Origin of the sequence: Arthrobacter sp. UYCu712, assembly GCF_040547005.1 — a bacterium.
In the GTDB taxonomy this organism is placed as follows: Bacteria; Actinomycetota; Actinomycetes; order Actinomycetales; family Micrococcaceae; genus Arthrobacter.
On the sequence record NZ_JBEPOZ010000024.1, the window covers coordinates 21,660 to 44,161 of the forward strand.

The 22,502-nt window shown below is 64.2% G+C and carries 21 protein-coding genes and 1 pseudogene; 8 read left to right on the forward strand and 14 right to left on the reverse strand.

Annotated features, from left to right (window positions below):
• Nucleotides 1–66: 66 nt before the first annotated feature.
• The 3 genes from ctlX to ABIB51_RS18710 form a co-directional block, all read right to left on the reverse strand.
• Nucleotides 67–1,002 carry a citrulline utilization hydrolase CtlX gene (gene ctlX, locus ABIB51_RS18700; RefSeq protein ID WP_354190729.1) on the reverse strand — a complete coding sequence of 312 codons (936 nt, stop codon included), beginning with the start codon at nt 1,000–1,002 and terminating at the stop codon, nt 67–69.
• Between the two features lie 6 nt (nt 1,003–1,008).
• Entirely contained in the window at nt 1,009–2,040 is a 1,032-nt protein-coding gene (ocd, locus tag ABIB51_RS18705; protein ID WP_354190731.1) for an ornithine cyclodeaminase, read from the reverse strand.
• 161 nt (nt 2,041–2,201) lie between these two features.
• On the reverse strand, nt 2,202–2,633 hold the full coding sequence (locus ABIB51_RS18710; protein WP_354190733.1) for an Lrp/AsnC family transcriptional regulator: 432 nt from the start codon (nt 2,631–2,633) through the stop codon (nt 2,202–2,204).
• Nucleotides 2,634–2,938: 305 nt separating this feature from the next.
• Between ABIB51_RS18710 and ABIB51_RS18715 the strand changes: the two genes are divergently transcribed.
• From ABIB51_RS18715 to pdxS, 4 genes are all read left to right on the forward strand, one after another.
• Nucleotides 2,939–3,862, forward strand: coding sequence for an ABC transporter substrate-binding protein (locus tag ABIB51_RS18715; RefSeq protein ID WP_354190734.1), 924 nt, complete (start codon nt 2,939–2,941; stop codon nt 3,860–3,862).
• Between the two features lie 5 nt (nt 3,863–3,867).
• Nucleotides 3,868–4,845, forward strand: a complete 978-nt coding sequence (locus tag ABIB51_RS18720; RefSeq protein ID WP_502916175.1) for an amino acid ABC transporter permease — start codon at nt 3,868–3,870, stop codon at nt 4,843–4,845.
• Nucleotides 4,842–5,630 (forward strand): amino acid ABC transporter ATP-binding protein, encoded by a 789-nt coding sequence (locus tag ABIB51_RS18725; protein WP_354190736.1) that lies wholly within the window; start codon nt 4,842–4,844, stop codon nt 5,628–5,630. The genes ABIB51_RS18720 and ABIB51_RS18725 overlap by 4 nt, the downstream gene beginning before the upstream one ends.
• A 381-nt stretch (nt 5,631–6,011) precedes the next feature.
• Nucleotides 6,012–6,911 carry a pyridoxal 5'-phosphate synthase lyase subunit PdxS gene (gene pdxS, locus ABIB51_RS18730; RefSeq protein ID WP_354190738.1) on the forward strand — a complete coding sequence of 300 codons (900 nt, stop codon included), beginning with the start codon at nt 6,012–6,014 and terminating at the stop codon, nt 6,909–6,911.
• 404 nt (nt 6,912–7,315) lie between these two features.
• Here the strand turns inward: pdxS and ABIB51_RS18735 are convergent.
• The 7 genes and pseudogenes from ABIB51_RS18735 to ABIB51_RS18765 form a co-directional block, all read right to left on the reverse strand.
• Nucleotides 7,316–7,559 (reverse strand): annotated as a pseudogene (locus ABIB51_RS18735) (MFS transporter); the annotation flags it as partial.
• Between the two features lie 6 nt (nt 7,560–7,565).
• Nucleotides 7,566–8,705 carry an amidohydrolase gene (locus ABIB51_RS18740; RefSeq protein ID WP_354190740.1) on the reverse strand — a complete coding sequence of 380 codons (1,140 nt, stop codon included), beginning with the start codon at nt 8,703–8,705 and terminating at the stop codon, nt 7,566–7,568.
• Nucleotides 8,702–9,814, reverse strand: a complete 1,113-nt coding sequence (locus ABIB51_RS18745; RefSeq protein ID WP_354190742.1) for a mandelate racemase/muconate lactonizing enzyme family protein — start codon at nt 9,812–9,814, stop codon at nt 8,702–8,704. The genes ABIB51_RS18740 and ABIB51_RS18745 overlap by 4 nt, the downstream gene beginning before the upstream one ends.
• Nucleotides 9,815–9,882: 68 nt before the next feature.
• Nucleotides 9,883–10,692, reverse strand: coding sequence for an amino acid ABC transporter ATP-binding protein (locus ABIB51_RS18750; RefSeq protein ID WP_354190744.1), 810 nt, complete (start codon nt 10,690–10,692; stop codon nt 9,883–9,885).
• Complete coding sequence (locus ABIB51_RS18755) at nt 10,689–11,522, reverse strand: amino acid ABC transporter permease (RefSeq protein ID WP_354190746.1); 834 nt, start codon at nt 11,520–11,522, stop codon at nt 10,689–10,691. The genes ABIB51_RS18750 and ABIB51_RS18755 overlap by 4 nt, the downstream gene beginning before the upstream one ends.
• 155 nt (nt 11,523–11,677) lie before the next feature.
• Nucleotides 11,678–12,616, reverse strand: a complete 939-nt coding sequence (locus tag ABIB51_RS18760) for an ABC transporter substrate-binding protein (protein WP_354190747.1) — start codon at nt 12,614–12,616, stop codon at nt 11,678–11,680.
• A 20-nt stretch (nt 12,617–12,636) separates the two neighbouring features.
• Nucleotides 12,637–13,503, reverse strand: a complete 867-nt coding sequence (locus ABIB51_RS18765; RefSeq protein ID WP_354190749.1) for a hypothetical protein — start codon at nt 13,501–13,503, stop codon at nt 12,637–12,639.
• A 279-nt stretch (nt 13,504–13,782) separates the two neighbouring features.
• Between ABIB51_RS18765 and ABIB51_RS18770 the strand changes: the two genes are divergently transcribed.
• Nucleotides 13,783–15,207 (forward strand): PucR family transcriptional regulator, encoded by a 1,425-nt coding sequence (locus ABIB51_RS18770; RefSeq protein ID WP_354190750.1) that lies wholly within the window; start codon nt 13,783–13,785, stop codon nt 15,205–15,207.
• A 154-nt stretch (nt 15,208–15,361) separates the two neighbouring features.
• On the opposite strand, the gene ABIB51_RS18775 is transcribed toward ABIB51_RS18770, so the two are convergent.
• The 3 genes from ABIB51_RS18775 to ABIB51_RS18785 form a co-directional block, all read right to left on the reverse strand.
• Nucleotides 15,362–15,691, reverse strand: coding sequence for a Rossmann-fold NAD(P)-binding domain-containing protein (locus tag ABIB51_RS18775; RefSeq protein WP_354190752.1), 330 nt, complete (start codon nt 15,689–15,691; stop codon nt 15,362–15,364).
• Between the two features lie 207 nt (nt 15,692–15,898).
• Entirely contained in the window at nt 15,899–17,902 is a 2,004-nt protein-coding gene (locus ABIB51_RS18780; protein ID WP_354190754.1) for a vWA domain-containing protein, read from the reverse strand.
• A 30-nt stretch (nt 17,903–17,932) separates the two neighbouring features.
• Nucleotides 17,933–19,321 carry a sigma 54-interacting transcriptional regulator gene (locus ABIB51_RS18785; protein ID WP_354190755.1) on the reverse strand — a complete coding sequence of 463 codons (1,389 nt, stop codon included), beginning with the start codon at nt 19,319–19,321 and terminating at the stop codon, nt 17,933–17,935.
• Between the two features lie 142 nt (nt 19,322–19,463).
• On the opposite strand from ABIB51_RS18785, the gene ABIB51_RS18790 reads away from it, so the two are divergent.
• Both ABIB51_RS18790 and ABIB51_RS18795 read left to right on the forward strand, forming a co-directional pair.
• Entirely contained in the window at nt 19,464–20,150 is a 687-nt protein-coding gene (locus ABIB51_RS18790) for an MSMEG_4193 family putative phosphomutase (protein WP_354190757.1), read from the forward strand.
• A gap of 12 nt (nt 20,151–20,162) precedes the next feature.
• A complete protein-coding gene (locus ABIB51_RS18795; RefSeq protein ID WP_354190759.1) occupies nt 20,163–20,864 on the forward strand; it encodes an SCO1664 family protein in 702 nt (233 codons plus the stop codon).
• Between the two features lie 24 nt (nt 20,865–20,888).
• Here ABIB51_RS18795 and ABIB51_RS18800 read toward each other — a convergent pair whose 3' ends face one another.
• Entirely contained in the window at nt 20,889–21,260 is a 372-nt protein-coding gene (locus tag ABIB51_RS18800) for a DUF3846 domain-containing protein (protein ID WP_354190761.1), read from the reverse strand.
• 777 nt (nt 21,261–22,037) lie between these two features.
• Here ABIB51_RS18800 and ABIB51_RS18805 point away from each other — a divergent pair.
• Nucleotides 22,038–22,502, forward strand: a complete 465-nt coding sequence (locus ABIB51_RS18805) for a DUF8821 family protein (RefSeq protein WP_354190763.1) — start codon at nt 22,038–22,040, stop codon at nt 22,500–22,502.

The window sequence follows — 22,502 nt, forward strand, 5'->3', positions numbered from 1 at the left end:
GCCGCTGTGAACGCAGATGCCGCGCGGTCCCGGAGCTTTGTTATTGCGGACCGCGGAAGGAGCCGGTTACACCGCCACCGGTGCAGGCCGGGGGCTGAGGTGGATGCCGGCGATCATGCATCTGACTGATCCACCGGCAAGTTCAATGGTGGGGACATCGACGGGTAGAAGGATGCAGCTTTGCTCGATGAGGTTTTTCTGCGAGGTGGTCAGACTGTCAAAGGCACGGCGGGACAGGGCCAGCAATCGTCGGTCCGGCGCCTGCAGTTCGATGGTGTTTCCTGCGAACTCTCTGACCTGGTGGTGCGTCAGTGCGATGACCTCACGTCCTGCGCTGGCCAGGCGTTCGGCCACCTCGCGGCGGCGGGCGTTGGAGCTGATCATTTCCAACCCCACCATCGCGAACTCGGTGCCCACGGACATCATGACGTTCGTGTGGTACACCGCGGTTCCTGAGTCATCCGTGGCATCGAACACCATGGGCTCGTAGCCGAAGTTTGTGCAGAACCTTTCGAGGGCTACCGGGTCGGCGCGGTGTGAGCGCACCGCATAGGCCACCCTGTCGACATGGTCCAGGACCATGGCCCCGGTGCCTTCGAGGAAGACATTGTCCCGTTCCAGTCCGGAGTAGTCGATGACGTCTTGTACCCGGTAGCGCTCCTTGAGCAGCTCCACGATGTCAGCACGGCGTTCATGCCGGCGGTTCGGAGCGTACATCGGGAACACGGCAACGTGGCCACCGGCGTGCGTGGAGAGCCAGTTGTTGGGAAAGACGCTGTCCGGACGGGTGTCTTCAGGGTCGTCGAACATGTGGACGGTGACGCCGGCTCCTTCCAGCGCCTGGGCAAGCGCGGTCACTTCCTGGTAGGCGGCCGCGGCGACTGAATCCGAACGCGGCGAGGTTTGCGTGACCTGGAAAGTGTTATCGGCCGCCGTGGCAGGGTTCGGTGTGAAGCGGTTCGGTCGGACGAGAACGACGGCCGACGGTGCCTGGACCGACACCGTGGATCAGGTCCCGACCGGTGACAGGGCACCCACGAGACCGAAGAGGTCCTTGGGGTCCTCCGGGTTGGCAACCAGATCGATCTCCTCGTAGTACTCCGAGCCGGCGACGGCATCACGGACGTAACGCAGGGCAGAAAAGTCCTCAATGGCGAAGCCGACCGAGTCGAAAATGGTGATCTGCTCCGGGGATACCCGCCCAGGTGCCTGCCCCCCGAGTACCTGCCAGAACTCGGTAACCTCGAAGTCGGCCGGCATCTGCTGGATCTCCCCTTCAATCCGGGTCTGTGGCGTGAACTCCACGAAGACGTCGCCGAGCTCGAGAATGGCGGCGTCGAGCTCCGTCTTTCCCGGGCAGTCCCCGCCGATGGCGTTGATGTGCACGCCGGGGGCGATAACGTCCGCCATGAGGATTGTGGCATTCGCCTTGTCCGCGGTGCAGGTGGTGATGATATGGGCGCCCTGCGCCGCGTCGGCTGCGGAGGAGGCTACCGTGACGTCAAAGCCGAGCGGGGTCATGTTGCGAACGAATTTCTCCACCGCGGCCGGATCCGTGTCCCAGATTTTCAGGGCTGTGATGCCCAAGGCGCTTCGGAAGGCGAGGGCCTGGAATTCGGATTGGCTTCCTGTCCCGATCATCGCCATGATGCTCGAGTCGGGGCCGGCAAGCTTCCTTGCCACCATCGCGGAGGTCGCGGCGGTCCGCAGCGCGGTCAGGACGGTCATCTCGGTGAGGAAGGTGGGGTAGCCGTTGTGGACGTCGGCGAGGACCCCGAAGGCGGTGACCGTTTGGAAGCCCCGGGCCGGGTTTGAGGGGTGTCCGTTGACGTACTTGAATCCGTAGGTTTCATGATCACTCGTGGGCATCAGTTCGATGACGCCGAACGGGGTGTGGCTCGCGACCCGTGGCGACTTGTCAAAGCTTTCCCAACGCCGGAAATCGCCTTCAAGGTATTCGATCATGCCGGCGATGATGTTTTCCGGACCACTGGCTGCAACCCAGCGGACCATGTTCTGAACATCCACAAAGCGCGTCATTGCGCCTCCTTCTCCAATTGGTAAACATTTGATGCTTCCAAGGTAGCGGGCGGCGATATGTAACGGCAACGGCAACATTGCGCCCTTTTTGCTCATTCAGCGCGCACAGTGATGATGAGAATTATGCAATCTGTAAAACCTCAGGTGAGGAGGTGGAACGACTACCGCAGAACGGAGCTCAGCAGCAGGCTCGTTTCGCTGTTGACAATGCCTTCCACTCCGCGGATCCTCCCCAGGAGCTGGTCGAACTCGACAAGGCTCTCTGTGCGCAGCTCGGCGACGAGGTCCCATCCGCCGTTGGTGCTGTGGAGCGCGCGGATTTCGGGGAAACCCCGCAAGTGGCTGATGACGCGGTCCGTTGTCCGCCCTTCCACGGCGATGAGGGCTACAGCATGAATGGCAAAAGGGTCCATTTCGTCCCTCACCCGGACGGTGAAGCCGACGATGGTTCCCGTGGCAATGAGACGCTCCAGGCGGCTGTTGACTGTCGCCCGCGCCACCCCCAGCTGCCGCGCGAGGCTGGCCACGGGCGCCCTTCCGTCCTCCCGGAGGGCGGACAGGAGCCTACGGTCAAGGTCAGTAAGGGCAGTCATCAACATAATGTAACATTCTTATCAGCAATGTGTTCTCTTTAAGGGCGAAATTCGCCTCTTTAGGCAATTGAGAATGCACATAGCTGATCCGTAGAGTTATAGGGACAGCAGTTCGCACGAACATCAACATTCTTAGCGCAACGACGCGCTGCAGAAGTATGAACCGCAGCTAACGATCCGGCAGTCGGACACCGACGTCGGATCTGTCACGCTGTCACCCTTGACCTGCCCCTGGCACATTTCCGTCCACGGTTACCGTGCCCGCTGAGCCCCCAGCGGTTCCCTTCACAAAGGTAAATATTCTGATGCCTACTTCTTCAACGATGACGATCAGGCTCGCGGTGGTTGCCACAACTGCACTACTGGCGTTGACCGGTTGCACCAATGCCTCGCAGACCGCCGCAACCCAGCAGGGCCCTTCCGGTTTGGACCCCGCATCGATCCAAAAGGATGAAACCTTGGCCGCGCTGGTTACCCCCGCGCTGAAAGCCAAGGGCGTCCTGACGGTCGGCTCCGACACGTCCTACGCCCCGGCGGAGTTCCTGTCAGCCGACGGGCAGACCCCTCAAGGCTATGACGTCGATATCGCCAAGGCGATCGGAGCCACTCTCGGGCTCCCGACCAAGGTGGAAACGGCCGAATTCACCGGGATTCTCCCGGCCCTGGGCCCCAAGTACGATCTGGGAATTTCCTCTTTCACGATCAACCCGGAGCGGGCGGAGACCGTGAACTTCGTCAGCTACTTCAATGCCGGATCGCTCTGGGCGGTGAAGAAGGGCAACCCGCAAAAGTTCTCCCTGGATGAGGTCTGCGGCAAAAAGGTCGGCGTTCAGACGGGCACTGTCCAGGAGAGCCCGGATGTCTCGGACCGTTCCAGCCAGTGTGTATCCGACGGCAAACCGGCGATCGACATCGTCACCCTGAAGACCCAGACGGATGTCACCACCCGCCTTGTCAACGGCAGCATCGACGCCATGGCCGCAGATTCCCCCGTGATCGGCTACGCACTCTCCCAAACCGACGACCAGCTGGAGGTCCTAGGCGACGTCTACGACTCCGCACCGCAGGGCATCGCCATCGCGAAGTCGGATCCTGAGCTTTCGGAACTGGTGGGCAAAGTCATGAACAAACTCATCAACGACGGAACCTACAGCAAAATCCTGGAGAAGTGGAACAACACCAAGGGCGCTGTCCCCGCCTCAGAAGTGAACCCGGTGGTGGGCAGTTGAGCACCATAACCCAAAGCGGACCCGCCGTCCGCCCACCAGCCCCAGCCACCAGCCCGCCGGAACTCATCAACGCCGTCCCGGTCCGGCACCCCGGCCGCTGGGCAGGGGCCATCGTCATCCTGCTTGTAGCCGCCGGCGTGGCGCAGAGCGTGGCGACCAACGCGAACTTCCGCTGGGATGTCGTGGGCACCTACATGCTGGACGTCCTGGTCATCCAGGGCATCGGCTGGACCCTGCTCCTGACGGTCCTGTCCATGGCCATCGCCATCGTCCTGGCCATCGCACTGGCCTTCATGCGCCAGTCCGACAACCCGCTGTTCCGCAGCGTCAGCTGTACTTGGGTGTGGTTCTTCCGTGGCACACCGGTCTACACCCAGCTCGTTTTCTGGGGACTGATCTCCGTGCTCTACCCCAAGATCGCGCTGGGTGTGCCCTTCGGGCCGGAACTGCTCAGCTTCAGCACCCAGGACGTCGTGACCGCATTCGTCGCCGCCGTCTTGGGCCTGGGCTTGAACGAATCCGCGTACCTGGCCGAAATCTTCCGAGCTGGGCTGAAATCCGTGGACCCCGGCCAGTCCGAAGCCGCCGAGGCGCTGGGCATGCGCAAGTCAAAGATCATGTGGCGGATTGTCCTGCCCCAGGCCATGCGCGTCATCGTTCCGCCTACCGGCAACGAAACCATCGGCATGCTGAAGACAACATCGCTGGTCCTGGCCGTGCCGTTCACTCTGGACCTCACGTTCGCCACCAACGGCATCGCGAACCGCACGTACCTGCCCATCCCGCTGCTGATCGTGGCCGCGATCTGGTACCTCATCATCACAAGCCTGCTGATGGTGGGCCAGTTCTACATCGAGCGCCACTTCGGCAAGGGAGTGGACAACCTGGCCCCCGCGCAGATCCAGCCGGCAAAGCCCGCGCCGGGAGCCGCCGTCCCCGCAACACATCACCGCACGCCGACCACAGAGGATGAAGTCCTGTGACCATCACCAGCGACGTCGAAACAGACAAAGCCCTCGTCCGCATCGACGGGGTCCACAAGTATTACGGAACCCATCACGTTCTCCGCGGCATCGACATGACCGTCCGCGAGGGCGAGGTCTCGGTCCTGATCGGTCCGTCAGGTTCCGGGAAATCAACCCTGCTACGCTGCATCAACATGCTGGAAACCATCAGCGCCGGCCGAATTCACGTCCGGGACGACATGATCGGCTACCGCGAACACCGTGGACGCCTCCACGACCTCACAGCCAGGGACATCGCCGCCCAGCGCCGCGAGATCGGCATGGTCTTCCAGAAATTCAACCTCTTTGCGCACCGGACAGCACTGGAAAACATCACCGAGGCACCCACCCAGGTCAAACGCCAATCCAAAACAGTGGCCAGGACCAGGGCCCTTGAACTCCTGGACATGGTGGGCTTGGCCCCTCACGCAAACCACTACCCCGCACAACTCTCAGGCGGCCAGCAACAGCGCGTCGCCATAGCCCGGGCACTGGCCATGGAACCCGAACTGATGCTCTTCGACGAGCCCACCTCGGCCCTGGACCCCGAACTGGTCGGAGACGTCCTCAACGTGATGAAAGACCTCGCCAAATCCGGCATGACCATGATCGTGGTGACCCACGAGATCGGCTTCGCCCGCGAGGTCGGCGACACCCTCACCTTCATGGACGGCGGCGTCGTGGTCGAAAGCGGTGACCCGCGGCAACTGATCGCCGACCCCCGACACCCACGCACCAAGGAATTCCTCTCCAAGGTCCTTTAACGCCCACGCTCGAGACCAGCGAAGCACACCCCCAAACCGCAGCGAGCGGATGCGGTTCCGGGTATATCAACCTGATTCAGGCCCACGGAGACGGCATGCTCCAGGAGCACCCACGCTCCTGCCCGCCTGGGGGCTCGGCCGTGTCGCCTCAAACCGCCGCGAGCCCGGTGGGCCCGGGGTTTCCGCGAATCAAGCAGACGGTGAACGAGCTGCCATGCTCTGACAATGCTGTTTTGAGTGCGATACGGCCAGACACACCCACATCGGAGCTGTTTGACCAGGCTGAATTCCTTTCGGCCGGATCGCAGCACCAAGAGACATCGCCGCCGCTGTTGCGTTTCTGCCCGGTCCCGCCGCTGATAAAGAGTAAGGAGAACACTCATGACCGAGACTCAACACGCAACCACGGGCAGCCGCCGGGTCAAGCGCGGCATGGCGGAGATGCTCAAGGGCGGCGTCATCATGGACGTCGTCAACGTCGAGCAGGCCCGCATCGCCGAAGATGCCGGTGCAGTGGCCGTGATGGCGCTGGAACGCGTTCCCGCCGATATCCGCGCCCAGGGCGGCGTGTCCCGCATGTCCGATCCGGACATGATCGAGGCGATCATCGCGGCCGTCTCCGTGCCGGTTATGGCGAAGGCCCGGATCGGCCACTTCGTCGAAGCCCAGATCCTCCAGTCGCTCGGCGTGGACTACATTGACGAGTCCGAGGTCCTGACCCCGGCCGACTACGCCAACCACATCGACAAGTGGAACTTCACGGTTCCCTTCGTCTGTGGTGCCACCAACCTCGGTGAAGCCCTGCGCCGCATCAACGAGGGCGCGGCGATGATCCGTTCCAAGGGTGAGGCCGGAACCGGCGACGTTTCCAACGCCACCACCCACATGCGCCAGATCCGCGCGGAGATCAAGAAGCTTGCCGGCATGGCCGAGGACGAGCTCTACGTCGCCGCCAAGGAACTGCAGGCCCCGTACGAACTGGTCAAGGAAGTTGCCGCCAGCGGCAAGCTTCCCGTGGTCCTGTTCACTGCCGGCGGCATCGCCACCCCGGCCGATGCTGCGATGATGATGCAGCTCGGCGCCGACGGTGTGTTCGTCGGCTCGGGCATCTTCAAGTCCGGCAACCCGGCCCAGCGCGCCGCCGCCGTCGTGAAGGCCACCACCTTCTTCGACGACCCGGACGTCATCGCCAAGGCCTCCCGCGGCCTGGGCGAAGCCATGGTCGGCATCAACGTGGACGAGATCCCGCAGCCGCACTGCCTCGCCGAGCGCGGCTGGTAAGGGGAACCCGCTCGATAATCACAGTCATGGAGCCTGGTCGCTATTTCCACATCACCGCCCAGAGCCAACACCAGATCGACGACGACCTCAGTGCTGCAGCAGAAAGCACTCGGGCACACGCCGCCAGTGAAGGCTGGATGGGTGTCCTCGTCACGAGGCACGGCCCTGACACCTATACGGTGGCGCTAAGTGCGTCGGTTCCATACGGTGTCACGCTTAAACGTGACACCGGGGAGCTCACAGGCGACGCGCTAGTACCTTAAGTTATCCGCACCGGTAGTCATAGTGCGCCCCGCCCGCCCGTGTGGCAGTCAGGTGTCTTTAAGGCGTTGATGCGTCACAGGCACGACGCGGCGCGTGCAATGCCGTCCCCAGACTCGGTCCTCGGTGCCGGCTGGCGGAGCCTAGCCGGGCACGCGGGTGAGTTCGTCGTAGTTCGGGGCCGGCAAAGACTCGGTGCTACGGTCCGGTGCAGCGGCCGGGGCGGCGTGGCGTTCGGCTTCGAGACGCTCGGCCTCCTCGCCGCCTACGACATCGCCGCGGGCCACCATGCCTGCGATGTCCGAGAGAGTGGAATCTGCTTCAGCGTTAGCGCCAGGATCAGGGCAATCCCGAGGAAGGGCAGAGGTACCAGAACACGGGCGCCAGCAACTTTTACCGAGCTTGGCTGCTAAACGGACGTTCGGCGACGAGATGGCACGCTGCAACGAGGACGCCGACGGCGCGGTCCAACGCGGCGGCCTCGAAGCTCATGGCCGGGTGGTGGAGCCCCGGTTGAACGTTCGCACCGACGGCGAGCATGGCAGCCTGGAGCGCGGGGTTCCGCTGGGTGTAGAAGTGAAAGTCGTCCGATCCGGAAGTCACGATTCTCGAGCTCAGCTGGGCGCTGCCCAGTTCCGCTGTGACCGCAGTTGTCAGGGCAGCCTCAGCCCGGGCTCCGATGATTGCTGCAGGTACTGCATCCCGGTAGTCGAGGTGAATCTCCGAGCCGGTGGAAGCTGTTACCGATCTGCAGACGCTGATGAGGCCGGTGTGGAGGATCGACATCGCTTCGTTAGTTTGGGCTCTGAGGTCCACACCGAAGGTTCCGCTTCCCGGGATTACGTTGAGGTTCCCCCCGCCGGCATGAAGCAGGGTCATCTTGGCCGAGCTTGGGATTTGCGGATCCACCTTAAGGCGCCGCAGCCCTTCCGAAATTTCGAGCGCGACCTCTACGGCGTTGGCCCCGAGGTGCGGCCTCGCCCCGTGATGGTCTTCACCTGTGATCGTGCCGTGTGCGAAGAGGCATGCGCCGTGGGAGATGGACGGCGCCAAGAATGGTGCCGGAAGCTCACTTTGCGGGCGCAAGTGTACGCCGAACAGGTAGTCCAACCCGTCCGTGACGCCAAGCGCCGCCACCAGGTCCGCCCCGTTGCCCAGTTCTTCGGCTGGTTGGAAGATGGCCCGTACTGGGCCTTTCAGCCGGTCTTCCAGTTCGGACAGTTCAAGCATCACGGTGGCGATTATTGCCATATTCGCGTCGTGTCCACAGGAGTGCACCGCTGTGGTTTTTCCTGCTACTTCCTGGACCAGGGCGTCCATATCGGCTCTGAGCCCGATCTGGGGGCTGCCTTCGCCAATGTCGGCGGTGAATCCGGGAAAGCACTTGAACTTTTCGATCTTTAGGCCTGCTTCTCCCAGCATCTCGGCCAAATAGTCCGAAGTGCCGTACTCCTGCATGCTCGGTTCAGGGTTGTTGTGCAGGTGCGTCCATATCTCGTCAAGGCGGCGTCGCCGTGTCCCGCCCCCGATCATAGGCTGACCTCACATTCGCTGACCGTCAGTTCAGTGAGAACGCTCCGGTCAACGTCGATGCCCAGGCCTGGCCCCTCGGTGATTTGGACTTCGGGCAGAACGTATTGGAGGTTACCTGGTTCCTTGGTGAATTTCACGGGGCCGGATAGTTCGGTAGAGACGATGTTGGGGTGGCTGAGTGCGAGATGGAATCCGGCGGCGGAAGCGATGCTGGTTTCGAGCATGGAGCCGATCTGGACCTTGAGCCCGCCGAGTTCGGCTTGGGTGGCCAGGCGGTGGCAGGGGGTAATCCCGCCGCTTTTCATAAGTTTGAGGTTGACCATGTCAACCGAGCGGTCGCGGACGAACCGTGCCAGGTCACCGGCGTCGACTACGGACTCGTCGGCCATGAGGCAGGCGCTGGTGTCCTGGCGGAGAAGCCGGAAACCGTCGATGTCATCGGCCCTAATCGGCTGTTCCACCCAGTCGATCCGGTAGGGCTCCAGGGCACGGATCATTGCCCGTGCAGTGGCGGGATCGGCCCAGCCCTGGTTGGCGTCCACCCGGATGGCAAGATCATCGTTAATCGCCGATCGGACCGCGCGCACCCGTTCAATGTCAAGGCCGTCGTTTCCGCCAAGTTTCATCTTGAGGTGGCGGTAGCCCTGGCTCCGGGCTTGGACCGCCTGTTCGGCCAGAACCCCTGGCGGAAGGATGCTCATGACCTTCGCAATGACGGGCTGTTCCGGCCGGCGTCCGCCCAGTAGACCATAAATGGGCCGACCCGCGGCTTTGCCTGCCAGATCCCAGCAGGCGATGTCCACGGCCGCTTTCGCGGCCCCGCAGCCCTTGAGTGCGCGGTCCAACTGCTGGTGGACCGCTGTGATATCGCGCGGGTCCATCCCCAGGATGGCCGGGATGAGTTCGGTTTTTAGTGCCTCGACCACTCCGCCGGGCGTCTCGCCGGTGATGTGTCCATCCGGGACACTCTCGCCGTAACCGATCACCCCGTCGTCCGTTTCAAGAGTAAGTACGATGCTCGGCATTGAGTCGTAGGTGGCATAGGAGACCACGAAGGGTTCCAACAAGGGGACATCGATGAGGGTGATGGTGGCTCGGTAGATTTTCACTGGGGCTCACTGTTCGTGGGATGCGGACCGATGCTGGTATGCAGCAATTGGTGAAGAATTACGGATTCCTACATGACGCTTTCGAGGAAGGCGATGGTCCGCGGGTTCTGCGGGTTATCCAGCACGTCGGCGGGGGCGCCTGATTCGACCACCACGCCGCCGTCCATAAAGACCACGCTGTCCCCGGCGCCGCGGGCGAAGCCGATCTCGTGCGTGACGACGATCATGGTCATCCCGTCGGCGGCCAGGGTGCGCATGACGTCCAGGACGTCGCCGACCAGCTCTGGATCGAGGGCACTTGTGGGCTCATCGAAGAGCAGGAGCTGGGGATCCATGGCAAGTGCCCGGGCGATGGCAACGCGCTGCTGCTGTCCGCCGGAGAGTTGCGCAGGATAGGCCTTGGCCAGCGGTGCGAGCCCGACACGTTCCAGTAGCTCCATGCCTCGTTGGAGGGCTTGTTGCCTTGGCACTTTTTTGACCCCTACCGGGGCTGCCCAGATGTTTTCCAACGCTGTCATGTGGGGAAAGAGATTGAAGCGCTGGAATACCATCCCGATGCCGCTGCGTTGCTTCGCGACTTCGCGGGGGTTCATTTCAACGATGCGGTCCTGGCGCTGCGCGTAACCGATTAACTCTCCTCCCACAGAAATCCTGCCGCCATCGATCCGTTCGAGGTGGTTGATGCAGCGCAGGAAGGTGGACTTGCCGGAGCCGGACGGGCCGAGGAGGCACATAACTTCGCCGGCATTGACCGTCAGTGAAATTCCTTTGAGTACTTCGATGCCGCCGTAGTGCTTACGGACGTTGGTGGCAACGAGGAGCGGCGCGGAAGACGCCGGGTGATCTTGTTGCCGGGAGAAGGCGGGTGCCTCGGTCATGGCTGGAGTCCTTTCGGTGCTGCGGGAGCCTGGGCTTTGCGCAGCGCTGCCCTGATCCTGCCCAGGGGGGTGGGAGCCTGCTGGCGGGCGTTGCCCCTGCCGTAGTGGCGTTCCAGGTAGTACTGGGGAACGGATAATACCGAGGTGAGGAAGAGATACCAGCAGCTGACCACTATCAGCAGCTCCACCTGCCGCAGGTTTTGGGAGGAGATCTGGGTGGCCACGGTGTAGAGCTCCAGTACCGCGATAACGGAGAGCAGCGACGTGTTTTTCAGCATCGAGATGGTCTCATTGCCCATGGGCGGGATGATGACGCGCATGGCTTGCGGAAGCACCACCCTAAAGAGGGTGAAGGCCGGGGACATCCCCAGGGACGACGCAGCTTCGTGCTGGCCGGCGTCGACAGAGAGCATGCCGCCGCGGATAATCTCGGCCGAGTATGCGGCCTGGTTCAAAGTCATGGCCAGGAGACCTGCGGTCAAGGCGGGCACCAGCGTGTTGGTATCGACGGAAAATACCGTGAAGTCGGTAAAGGGGACCCCTACGGTGATTTGCGCGTAGAGCAGTCCCAGGTAGCCCCAGAAAACGACCTGGATCAGCAGCGGTGTACCGCGGAAAACCCAGACGTAGAACCAGGCGAAGGCATTCATCACAGGGTTCCTGGAGAGCCGCATCACGGCCAGCAGGACGCCGAGGATGGTCGATACCACCATGGAGACCACGGTGAGCAGGAGCGTGAGGCCTACGCCGCCGAGGATTCTCGGATGGAATAGGTAGCTGCTGATCGTACGGTGGTCAATATTGGTGTTGGTCCACAATGAAGATGCCAAAGCTCCGAAGCTGATGGCAAGCAGGGCGGCTCCTACCCACCGCCAGGGGTGACGGAGTGGAACGGCCACGACGTCATCTGAACCGGTGCCGTAGACGGGGGGAGGGTACGCCGCTGCTGGTCCTTCCCGCCGCGGCGCCGTTGCGGTGCCCTGCCTCATTGCTTGCCACCCAGGTTCAGCCCTGCATCCTTGACCGTGTAGTCGGAGAGGTCGTACTTGGCCAGGATGGTGTCATAGGTTCCGTCGGCAATGAGTGCCTGAAGCGCTGTCAGCAGGGCTTTCGAAAGCTCCGCGTCTTTCTTCAGCACACCGATTCCGGTGTAGACAGGGTGGTAGCCTGCCGGGTTTGCCGGGTCCTTGACGATGTCAAAGATATTGCCGCCACCGGCGGTCTTCGCGGCATACGCCGCCACCGCCGAGTCAACGACGTCCGCGGCGGCCTTCCCGGAACGGACCGCCGTTTGCACGTCCGTTTCCAGAGGGAGCTCCGAAACACGGATCGGGCTGGAACCCTTGTCTGTGCACTGTTGGTCGTAGCTGTGCAGAATCTCGGCCTGCACGGTTGCTTTCTGCACCGCGACGTCCATGTCGCATAGGTCAAGCGCCGTGGTGATGTTCTTCGGATTGCCTTCGGGGACGAGGATGGAGAATCCTGCATGGAAATAGTCGACGAAATCTAGGGATGCCTGCCGCTCGGGAGTGTCGTTCATCCCCGACATGATGATGTCGTTCTTGCCCGACTGCAGTGAAGGAATGATGCTGTCAAAAGCCTGGGTCTGCAGCTCAAGCTTGACCCCCAGCTTTGCCCCCAGGGCCTGGGCAAGATCGAAATCAAGGCCCGTGAGCTGCTGGTTTTCGTCGAACATTTCCATGGGCGGATACGGGATGTCGGAGGCCACTTTGATGACCCCGGCCGCCTTGTAGCGCTCGGGGAGCGCGGCAGCGGCGGCAGGGTCGACGTCGGCTGCCGACAAGGTCTTGACCTCCGCGGCCGGAGTTGATCCCGCCCCGCAGGCTGTTAGTCCTGAGGCGAGGGCCAGTCCTGCGGCAGCGAACACTGTTCGTGCTTTGACTGCACGGTAATTGGTACTCATGGGTGCTCCTTCGAAGTGGTTTATGCCTGGTCAGTTGCGGTCAGCCGGTACCAGCCGCTGCGGGTGACACCGGTTGCCAGATAGCCGGAGGCGAGGGCGGGTTCCAAGATCGCGCGGAGCACGCTGCGCCACTGGCTGGCTTGTTCGGGGTCCGCGGCCCTCATCGCGACGATGTCCCGGGGTGCACGACACCAGATGGTGCCTTCATCCTCAAGGAGAACCGGCTGGTGATCTGGCCCGTGCTCCAGCACGTTTCCCAGGGCGGCTGCGCTCAGTTCCAGGTCCTGAACGAGTCCCTGGCTCGCTTCGATGCTCCGCGGCGACGACAGCGGCCACAAAGCCACGAGGCGGTCGCTCTCGTCATTGGCGTTGATCTCGTCCTGCATCGCGCCATAAAAGTTTTGCGCGTAGTCGGACGCCACTGCCCCGAGTTTCGTCAGGTTGAAGCGGGCGTTCCGGCTGACCAGCGGGTCGAAAGTCCACGTCATCGACTCGATCCCCCGGGCCAGGGACCACGCCCGCTGGTGCTGTTTCAGGGCGAACCCGACGCCTCTGTCGCCGGTGCCGGGAAGGACTCCGGCGATCAGCGAATAAGTCGCTCTGCCGCCGGGTGACATAATCCCCACAGCTGCCCCGCAGAGTTGTCCTCCCGGGCCGTAGGCGGCGGAAACGTTACATCCGGCATGCGAAATACTGCGCAACAGGTCGAAAGGGATCGGCGCTCCGTGGGGGGACATGCCCCAGATCGCGATGAGAAGCCCCTCGACGTCGCGGAGCCGGTCGCGGTTGTGTTCGTCCACCACCAGGACCCCGGCCTTGGCCGCTGCTGCTGTTGCGGCCTCTGCAGCCTGGCGGGCGACCGGACCTGCTTCAAGAATAAGTGACATGCGTCAACTATGGGTTCACCGTGAGGGGTATTGCTTCGGCGTGCACCACCAGCTTCCGACCGAAGTCTTGTGCTCTGCCACAAAGACAGGCTAGTTTTGTCCCTCGTGGCCCCCTCTTCCGGAACCCCTGATAGCGTCACCCTCCATGGACTCCTGCGGGGGTTAGCGAGCCCGGCAGTGGCGCTCCGCTCCCACGGCAAACCGCCGGAGCTTTCGCTGAACAGCCCTGCCTTTTACGATCCCCACACTTTGATGGAGGCACTCCCAGGCGCAATTCTCTTGGGCATTGGGCTTCACCCGGCAGAACCGGGTACGGCCGACGTCGTCCGCAACGCGGCCAAGGCGGGCTTCGGTGCGCTGGTGCTCAAGCAGTTTTCCCAGGACCTGGGGCAGATCATCGCCGCCGCCGACCAATCAGGTATCGCCCTGCTTGTGGTTGACGACGACATGGGGTGGCGGCAGTTGGACGCGCTCTTGGACTCAGCCCTCCATGCCTCAGCCGAGGCCGGCAGTTCGCTGTCCGCGCTCGGAGTGGGCGATCTTTTCGCTTTGGCCAACGCCATCGCCGCCATGGTGGGCGGCGCCACGGCCATTGAAAACCTGCAGGAGCAGGTGCTGGCCTATTCCACCCTCGCGCACCAGCCGATCGATGAGGACCGGCGTGAGGGAATTTTGGGGCGCCAGGTTCCCCACCTGCCGGAGAACGCGGGCCAGTACGCCTCGGTCTTCCGCTCCCGGGGCGCGGTCCGGATCCAGGGGGTCCGTCCGGCATTGGACCGGCTCGCCATCGCCGTCCGGGCCGGCAAGGAGCCGCTCGGTTCCATCTGGGTGGTGGACCCCAACGGCGACCTGGACTCGGCCGCCGAGCGGGCATTGGAGCGGGCTGCGGATATTGCTGCCCTTCATATGCTGCGGGCGCGCAGTGCCTACGACCTGGCACGCCAGCAACGCGCGGAGCTTGTCCGCCGGCTCCTGGAAGGCGGGGATGACGTCACCCTGATTGCAGAACAGCTGCGGCTGCGGAACTCCGGCCCGTTCGTGGTCATCGCGTTCCAGCCGGACATCGGGCAGACGGCCGAGACGACTCTGGTCCGGCTCCTTGACCTCATAACCACCCAGTGTGAGGCGCACCGCCAGGGGGCGCACTGCGTTCTGGTCGGCACAACCATCTACGCGATTTTCGCCGGCGTTGATCCCGCATCCTTTGGACCTGTCGAAGCACTGGCGCGAAGACTCTCCGAGCGTGCCCGCGTGTCCCTCGCCGTTGACCTGCGGATTGCGGCGGGGTCCACTGTCAATGCAACATCGGAAATTCGCCGGTCAAGGCGCGAGGCTGATTTGGTCCTGCTCATGCTCGCCTCCGGCCCGGACCTGTGCACCTATGCGAGTGCGCAGGAAGTCCGCAGCCGCCTAACCCTGCTCGAACTGGCTGCCCATTTCCGCAAGACACCGCACCTCACCTCAGCTGCCGCTGAACAAATGAGGGCGCACGACGCCAGGTCTGGCACCGAGTACGCCAAAACTCTGCGGACCTACCTTGATTGTTCTCGTGACTCCGCCCGAACAGCGGCGGCCCTGTCGTTGCACCAGAACACCCTGCGGTACCGTCTCAAAAGGCTTCGTGAATTGTTCACCATTGACCTGGACCAGGCGGAGGACACCTTGGTGCTTTGGCTGAGCCTTCATGTCCTGGAGTTCAACTAAATGCCCGATCGCTGCGCGGGCGAAACGTCCGTGGACCCTAGAAACCCACCGGAGAAAGCGCAGCGACCAGCCCGAAGAGGTCCTTGGGATCTTCCGGGTTGGCTACGAGGTCAATGTGTTCGAAGAATTCCGAGCCCTCGACGGAGTCGCGGACCTAGCGGAGGGCCGCGAAATCCTCGATCGCGAAGCCGACAGAGTCAAAAATCGTAATCTGTTCCCGGATTGTGCGCCCCGGGGCCAGGCCATCCAATACCTTCCAGAACTCTGTGACGGCAAAGTCAGCAGGCATCTGCTGGATTTCACCTTCAATCCGCGTCTGCGGCGTGTACTCCACGAAAACGCTCCCGAGCTCCAGGACGGCGGCATCGAGTTCGGTCGTTCCCGGGCAATCCCCGCCGATGGCGTTGATGTGGACACCGGGGCGAATGAGGTCAGCGGTGAGGATGGTGGCGTTGGCCTTGTCCGCCGTGCATGTGGTGATCACATCTGCTCACTGCACCGCGTCGGCCGCCGAGGATGCCACGGTGATCTCGAACCCCAGCGGCGCGGCCGGACAGGCGGCACTGAACGCTTCCGCCTGCCGCTGGACCCTATCGTTCGAGTCCGCCCCGTTCCACTGTTTTTCCTTTGCTACCCCCGCCGGTCACCTTGGGTATCCCGGCTGATGAGGGCTTCTGTGCGCGTTGATCCTCTATTTGGCCCAGTCGGCGTCGTCGTAGGGGCGGCCGCGGAAGTGTGCGCGGAGGTATTCCCCCACCACGGCAGCTCCCAGATCCCCCGCCTCAGGTGCCACCACGCGGCCGTCGATTCGGCGGGCCATCCGCTGGACGAACCGCTCCAGGCCCGGGTCGTTGCCGAGCCGGAAGAACGTGGCCTGCGTGCCGGCACGCCCCAGACGGTCCAGCTCGGCGACGGTCACGCGGATGGTCTCCGGGTCCGGCGGCCAGGAGAACCACGACTCGCCATCGGCCAGCAGGTGCGCGGTGGGTTCACCGTCGGTCACCACGAGCAGGACGGGCTCCATCGACGGGTGCTGGCGGAAAAACCGGCTGGCCAGCAGCAAGCCGTGGTGCAGGTTGGTGCCCTGTTCCCGCAGGGCCGGCAGGGCGGTGAGCTCGCCGATGTCCATGGACTGCGCGTAGCGGCCGAACGTGATCAGCTGCAGCCGGTCGCCGCGGAACCGGGTGGTGAGTAGGTGGTGCAAGGCCAACGCGGTGCGCTTCAGGGGCACCCAGCGTCCCTCGGCGGCCATCGAAAAAGACACGTCCACCAGCAGGGCGACGGCGGCCTGCGTGCGCGCCTCCGTCTCCGTCACCTCGATGTCGCCTACGGCGAGGCGTAATCCGCGGCCCGGATCGCCGCCGTCGGCAATCGTGCGGCGGATCGCGTTGGTGATGGTCCGGGTGACGTCCCACGGTTCGGCGTCCCCGAACTCCCACGGGCGGCTGGAGCCGGTCTGCTCCCCGGCCGCCCCGGCAACCCGGGTGTCCCGGCGGCCCTGCCGGCCGGATAGCTGCTTGGCGGTGTCCCGCAGCAGCGACCTGCCGAGCCGCCGCATGGCCTGTGGTGACAGGCTGAGATCGCCGTCGGCCCCGCGCCGGAGGTAGCCGCCGTCGTGCATGGCCCGCTCGATCTCCGCGAGGGTGCGGGCCGAGACCGCGGCATCCTGCCCTAGCTGGCGGGCGAGGGCGTCCAGGTCCAGGTCGTCCAGGCGCGAGCCGTTGTAGGACTGCGAGAGCTGCTCGGCCAGCTCGTCCAGTTCGGCGAGGTCCTGGAGCACGCCGGTGCCGTCGCCGAGGCCCAGTCCCTCCTCACCGTCGAAGCGTTCGGAGCCGGTCCAGTCCTCGCCGGGGCGCAAGGCCTGCAAGTTGGCGTCGAGTTGGACCAGCTGTGCCATAAGCTCGGGCGAGCCGAACGCCTGCGCGGAGAGCCGCATCAGTTCCTCGCGCTGCTCCGGGGACATGGACTGCAGGAGCCGCTGGGCGGCGGCCGCGCGCTGGGCGAGCGCGTCCACCAGCTCCTCGACGGACTGCGGGTTCTCCGGAAAGAACTGACCGTGCTTCGCCATGAACTCCTGGAAGTCCGCCTCGGTGTCCTCGCCGCGTCGGTGTTTGTCGAGGAGCTCGTTCAGGTCGCTCAGCATCTCGCTGACGGCCGCGCGGTCCTCCTCCGTAGCGCCCTCGAGTGCTTCCTTCATGCCGGCGAAGCGCTGGTCCAGGACTTCTCGGCCCAGCAGGTCCTTGATCCGCTCGTAGGCCTCCCGCGCGGTGCTGGACTGCCAGTCATAGGAGGCGAGGTCGTTGACCGCCGCCGCCGTGGACTTCGGCAGGTTCTGCAGCTGCATCTCCCGGAAGGCGCGGTCGGTGTTGTCCATCATGGCGTCGCGGGCCAGCTGCTTGCGCTCCTCCAGCACCGCAGTGTCGAGCAGCTTCTGGACTTCGTCGAGGGTGCCGTCCAGCCGGTGGCGGCTCAGCAGTTCACTCCGCCGCTGCTGAACGCGGCCGGCGAGGTTGTCCAGCCCGTCCCGGTTGCGGCCGCCGCGCCGCAGGAACTCCTGGAGGGCATGCCGGGGCGAGTAGCCGGCCATGACGTCCTCCGCGACGGCGTCCAGCGCCTCCGCCAGGTCCACCGGCGGGGCGAGCGGATCCGGCCCGCCCGCGTACCGGCCGTACCGGGACCGGTTGTGCGTGCTCATGAGGCCTCCCGTACTGAGCTGTGGAACTACTTAGCCGTAGATCGTCGCCTCGTCGTCGGACTCCTTGGAGATCCGCCGGGCGAGGTAGAGACCTTCCAGCGCAAGTTCGACGGCGGCGGCGCGCTCCCCGTCGTTTGTCGCGCCCAGGCGCTCACTGATCTCGTCGTAGAGGCGGGATCCGTTGAGGGAAGGAAGGTTCTGGAGGAACTCCCGCGCGGTGACCAGTTCGCCGGTGGTCACGGTGGAGTGGCCGTCGAGCGCGGCCACGAGTGCACCCATGTCGATGCCATGGAGGTGCGCCCGCACGGCTTCCGCGGTGGCCATGCGCAGGAGGTGGTCCAGGATGTCCTGTTCCCGTCCTTCCTCACCCGACTCGAACTCAATCTTCCCTGCCAGCACGTCCACGGCGGCGTCCAGGTCGATGATCCGGGCGACGGCCTCGTCCTCTCCGCGCACGCTGGCCCGGCGCAGGGCCGCCGCGGCGACGGTTTCGGCACCCGCGATGCCGAACCGCGCGGACACGCCGGAGGTCTGGTTGATCGCCGGGGACTGCCGCAGCGCGCGGGTGTAGCGGGCCAGGATCTCGAGGATGACGGGCGGGACGCCGGCCACCAGCTGGCCCTCCTGCCGGATGACGGCGACCTCGTCGTCGAGCTCTATCGGGTAGTGGGTGCGGATCTCGGCACCGAAGCGGTCCCGCAGGGGCGTGATGATCCGGCCGCGGTTCGTGTAGTCCTCCGGGTTGGCGGACGCGACCACCAGGACGTCGAGCGGCAGCCGCAGCACGTAGCCGCGGATCTGGATATCGCGTTCCTCCATCACGTTGAGCATCGAGACCTGGATCCGTTCGGCGAGGTCGGGCAGCTCGTTGATGGCGATGATTCCGCGGTTGGAGCGTGGGACCAGGCCGTAGTGGATGGTTTCCGGGTCCCCGAGACGGCGGCCCTCGGCCACCCGCATGGGGTCGACGTCGCCGATCAGGTCGGCGACGGAGGTGTCCGGCGTCGCGAGCTTCTCGACGTACCGTTCCGAGCGGTGGCGCCACGCCACCCGCAGCCGGTCCCCCTCGGTGAGGGCACGGGCGCGGGAGTGCTCCGTGACGGGTTCGTACGGGTGTTCGTTCAGTTCCGAGTCCTCGATCACCGGCGACCACTCGTCCAGCAGCCCGGCCAGGGTGCGGAGGAGCCGGGTCTTGCCCTGTCCCCGTTCGCCGAGCAGGACGACGTCGTGCCCGGCGAGCAGTGCCCGCTCGAGCCGGGGCAGGACGGTGCGGCTGAAGCCGTACATCCCGGGCCAGGGGTCGCGGCCGGCGGCGAGCGCGGCGAGCAGGTTGTCGCGGATTTCGCGGCGCAGGTCTTTGTGAACGTGGCCGGAGGCACGCAGTTCACCAACAGTGAAGATATCGGGGCGATCACTCACTCCTCTACCGTAGACCTCCGCTGGACGGGGAATCGAGGGATTTCTTCAGATTCCTGCGCGGTGGTCTGTCGGTGCAAGAGAGCCGCCCGGGGTCCCCGTCCGAGCTTGCGAGGGACGGGGCAGGCGGTGAACGATAGGCTGGATGCTGATGACTGCAGCCACGCCGGCACCGTCGGCACCGCCACCGGAGCCCTCTCTGACGCAGCAGGGCACGCTCCTGCTTCTGGTGCGCCACGGGGAGACGCCGACGACGGGCACGGTGCTGCCGGGCAGGGCGCCGGGACTGCATCTTTCCGACCGGGGCCGGGCCCAGGCCGAACGGGTCGCGGAACGGCTCACTGGCCTTCCGGTTGACGCCGTCTATTCCTCCCCGCTGGAGCGCGCGCGCGAGACAGCAGAACCGGCGGCGGCCCGCACCGGACTGGCAGTGAAGCACGACGACGGCCTGCTCGAATGCGACTTCGGCGACTGGACCGGATCCGCGATCGCCGACCTGGCGGCCCTGCCAGAGTGGCAGACCGTCCAGCACAGCCCGTCCGCGTTCCGCTTCCCGAACGGCGAAAGCTTTCCGGAGATGCAGGCGCGGATCGTCGGAGCGCTGGAGGCGCTGTGCGCAGCCCACGCCGGCGGCGTTATCGTGTGCTTCTCCCACGCCGATCCGATCAAGGCCGCCGTCGCCCACGCCCTGGGCACGCCCCTGGACCTGTTCCAGCGGATCGTCATCAGCCCGGGCTCGGTTTCGGTCATCTCGTTCGTGAAGGGCCAGGACCCCGCCGTGCTGATGGTGAATTCGACCTCGGAGCCGCTCAGCGGGCTGAGGGGGCCATGACATGGGCAGCCGGTGTCCGGCCGGGAGCTGACGCTGCTCACCGAGGGCGGCATCGAGCTGCTCGGGCTCATCCCGCGCAGCAGCAATGAGACGTTCCTCGTCGAGGTCTCCTGCGGGGACGACTCTGCGTACGCGGTCTACAAGCCGGAGGCCGGGGAACGGCCGCTGTCCGATTTCGAGCCGGGGCTCTACCGGCGGGAACGCGCCGCCTACCTGCTCAGCGAGTCCCTGGCGTGGGGCTTTGTGCCGCCGACGGTGATCCGCGAGGACGCCCCCTTGGGGATCGGTTCGCTGCAACGGTTCATCGACTGCGACTTCCGCGAGCACTACTTCACTTTGTACACCGATGCCCCCGAGACCCATCGCGAGCTGGCGAGGATCGCCTTGTTCGACTACGTCGCCAACAACACCGACCGCAAGAGCGGCCACGTGCTGCGCGGCGATGACGGGCGAGTGTGGGGCATCGACCACGGGCTGTGCTTCTCCGCAGCTTTCAAACTGCGCACCGTGATCTGGGACTTCGCCGGAGATCCCATCCCCGATGCCCTGCTCCAGGACATCGCTCCGCTCGCAGAGGCCGCGCCTCCCGAGGTGGCCGAACTCCTCGACGACGACGAGGTCACCGCTCTGCAGCACCGCGTCCAGCGCCTGCTGCACACACGGGTCCTGCCGGTCGACCGCACCGGCAGGCGATACCCGTGGCCGCTCATCTAGCATCCGCCGGTACGGGCCCCTCCCTCAAGGCCTGACCGACCGGTCCGGCAACCACGCCCGGAGCCTTGAGTCGAATAGCTGTTCGGCAAGCCGGATGAGGTGCGCGGGGGCGCTTGATTCTTCCCCATGGGGCCCGTGGCCCATGAATACGGCCGTCCCGTTGAAAGCGTCATCAAGATCGGTGCCTGCTTCGCGCATGAGCACTTCGGCGCGATCGTTCTGGGGCAGGCGGCCGCCCTGGTCGTTCAGGTAGACGTGCCAGCCCCTGCCGGTAAGTGACTCCACGTTCCCTCCAACCAGCTTCTGCAGGACATCGACGTAGGTGTCCACCCTTTCAATGCACACCGGCTGGGTGAGCTGGGCCGGGACGATCAAGGCGTCGTAGGTGGTGTTCATGGTTCAGATACTTGTCCTTGTGACTTACAAAAAGGGTGCGGGTCTCGTCGGGCCCGGTGGCTGTCCGGGGCGCGGCGGTCTGAATCGCAACAGATGTGGTGCGGGCGGCCGACTGGGCTAGGAGGCTCGTATCCGGCCGCCCGCAGCATATCAGCGCTGATTCTTGCGCGGTTTCACGAACTGAATGTCACTAGTTTCGTTCTTAGCTCATTTGTCGACTCTCTTTTCAAGAATCGTCTTTCCCGCTTTTTTGACATTGCCGCTCTTAGGCGATTTCCCGGACACCGAAATCACACCCTTCTGTGCTAGTGTTCACCAATTACCATACACACTTATATTTTTTATGCCAGTTCCCGAAAAGCCCCACATCCCGGGGCGAAGGGCCAGGCGCTGCAACCGTCCGCCGGGACATCAGACCAGTACCTGGGCGGCGTATGGGCACCTGGAGCCAATCACAGATTGATGCGTCCTTCAGAATTAATTTCCGGGCAGGATTTCGCATAGGCCTTAGCTTGCCAAGCTTCAACCCGACTTAAATTCGGAAAAGGCTCAGCTGTTTTGTTTACCTAAGGGCTACCCGCAAATGCTTTTAGGAAACGACGGCGGACAAATTTTCCCCGGCTGGGCAAAAGGCCACCGTTGCCCGCGCAGCCGTAGGCTACGGTTCCACGGCATCCAAACGGCGGCACCCAAACGGCGGCTGCGGCCGCCATGGCTTCGGGTCCAACGCACGGCGGCACGTTATCGTTGAGCCACCACATCAAACCAGGAGGGCACTTGCCGTACGTAGTTGACTTCAAAGACGTTTCCACTATCGGCCTGGAATCGTCGCCGGTCGCTGACGCCCTCGCCGGGCTGCGCGCCAACGAGGCCCGCTACTACAGCAACAAGTACGGCCACGCCTTCGCGTTGAGCCCTGCAAGCGAGGTTCCGGAGGTGGTTGACAGGGTAAGCCGCATCCTCAAGGACGAGCGCGACCTCGTCATCGGCTCCCGCCCCCTCGAAGCAACCAGCTTCGAGGTCGACGGCTTGCGGATGGATTACGTGTTCTACGAGTCGGGGCTGTCCATCAACGTCATGTACAGCGTCGACGCCGGTGGAAAGCGCGCGGTCGGGTTCAAACTGGCCGACGGCATGGATGTCCCGCAGGAACTGGAAACCCGTTTCAAGTTCGCCCGCCAGAAATCAAAGCTCGCAGGCGTCATCCGCGGCTCCTACTTCGTGATCAAGGGCGAGTACTGA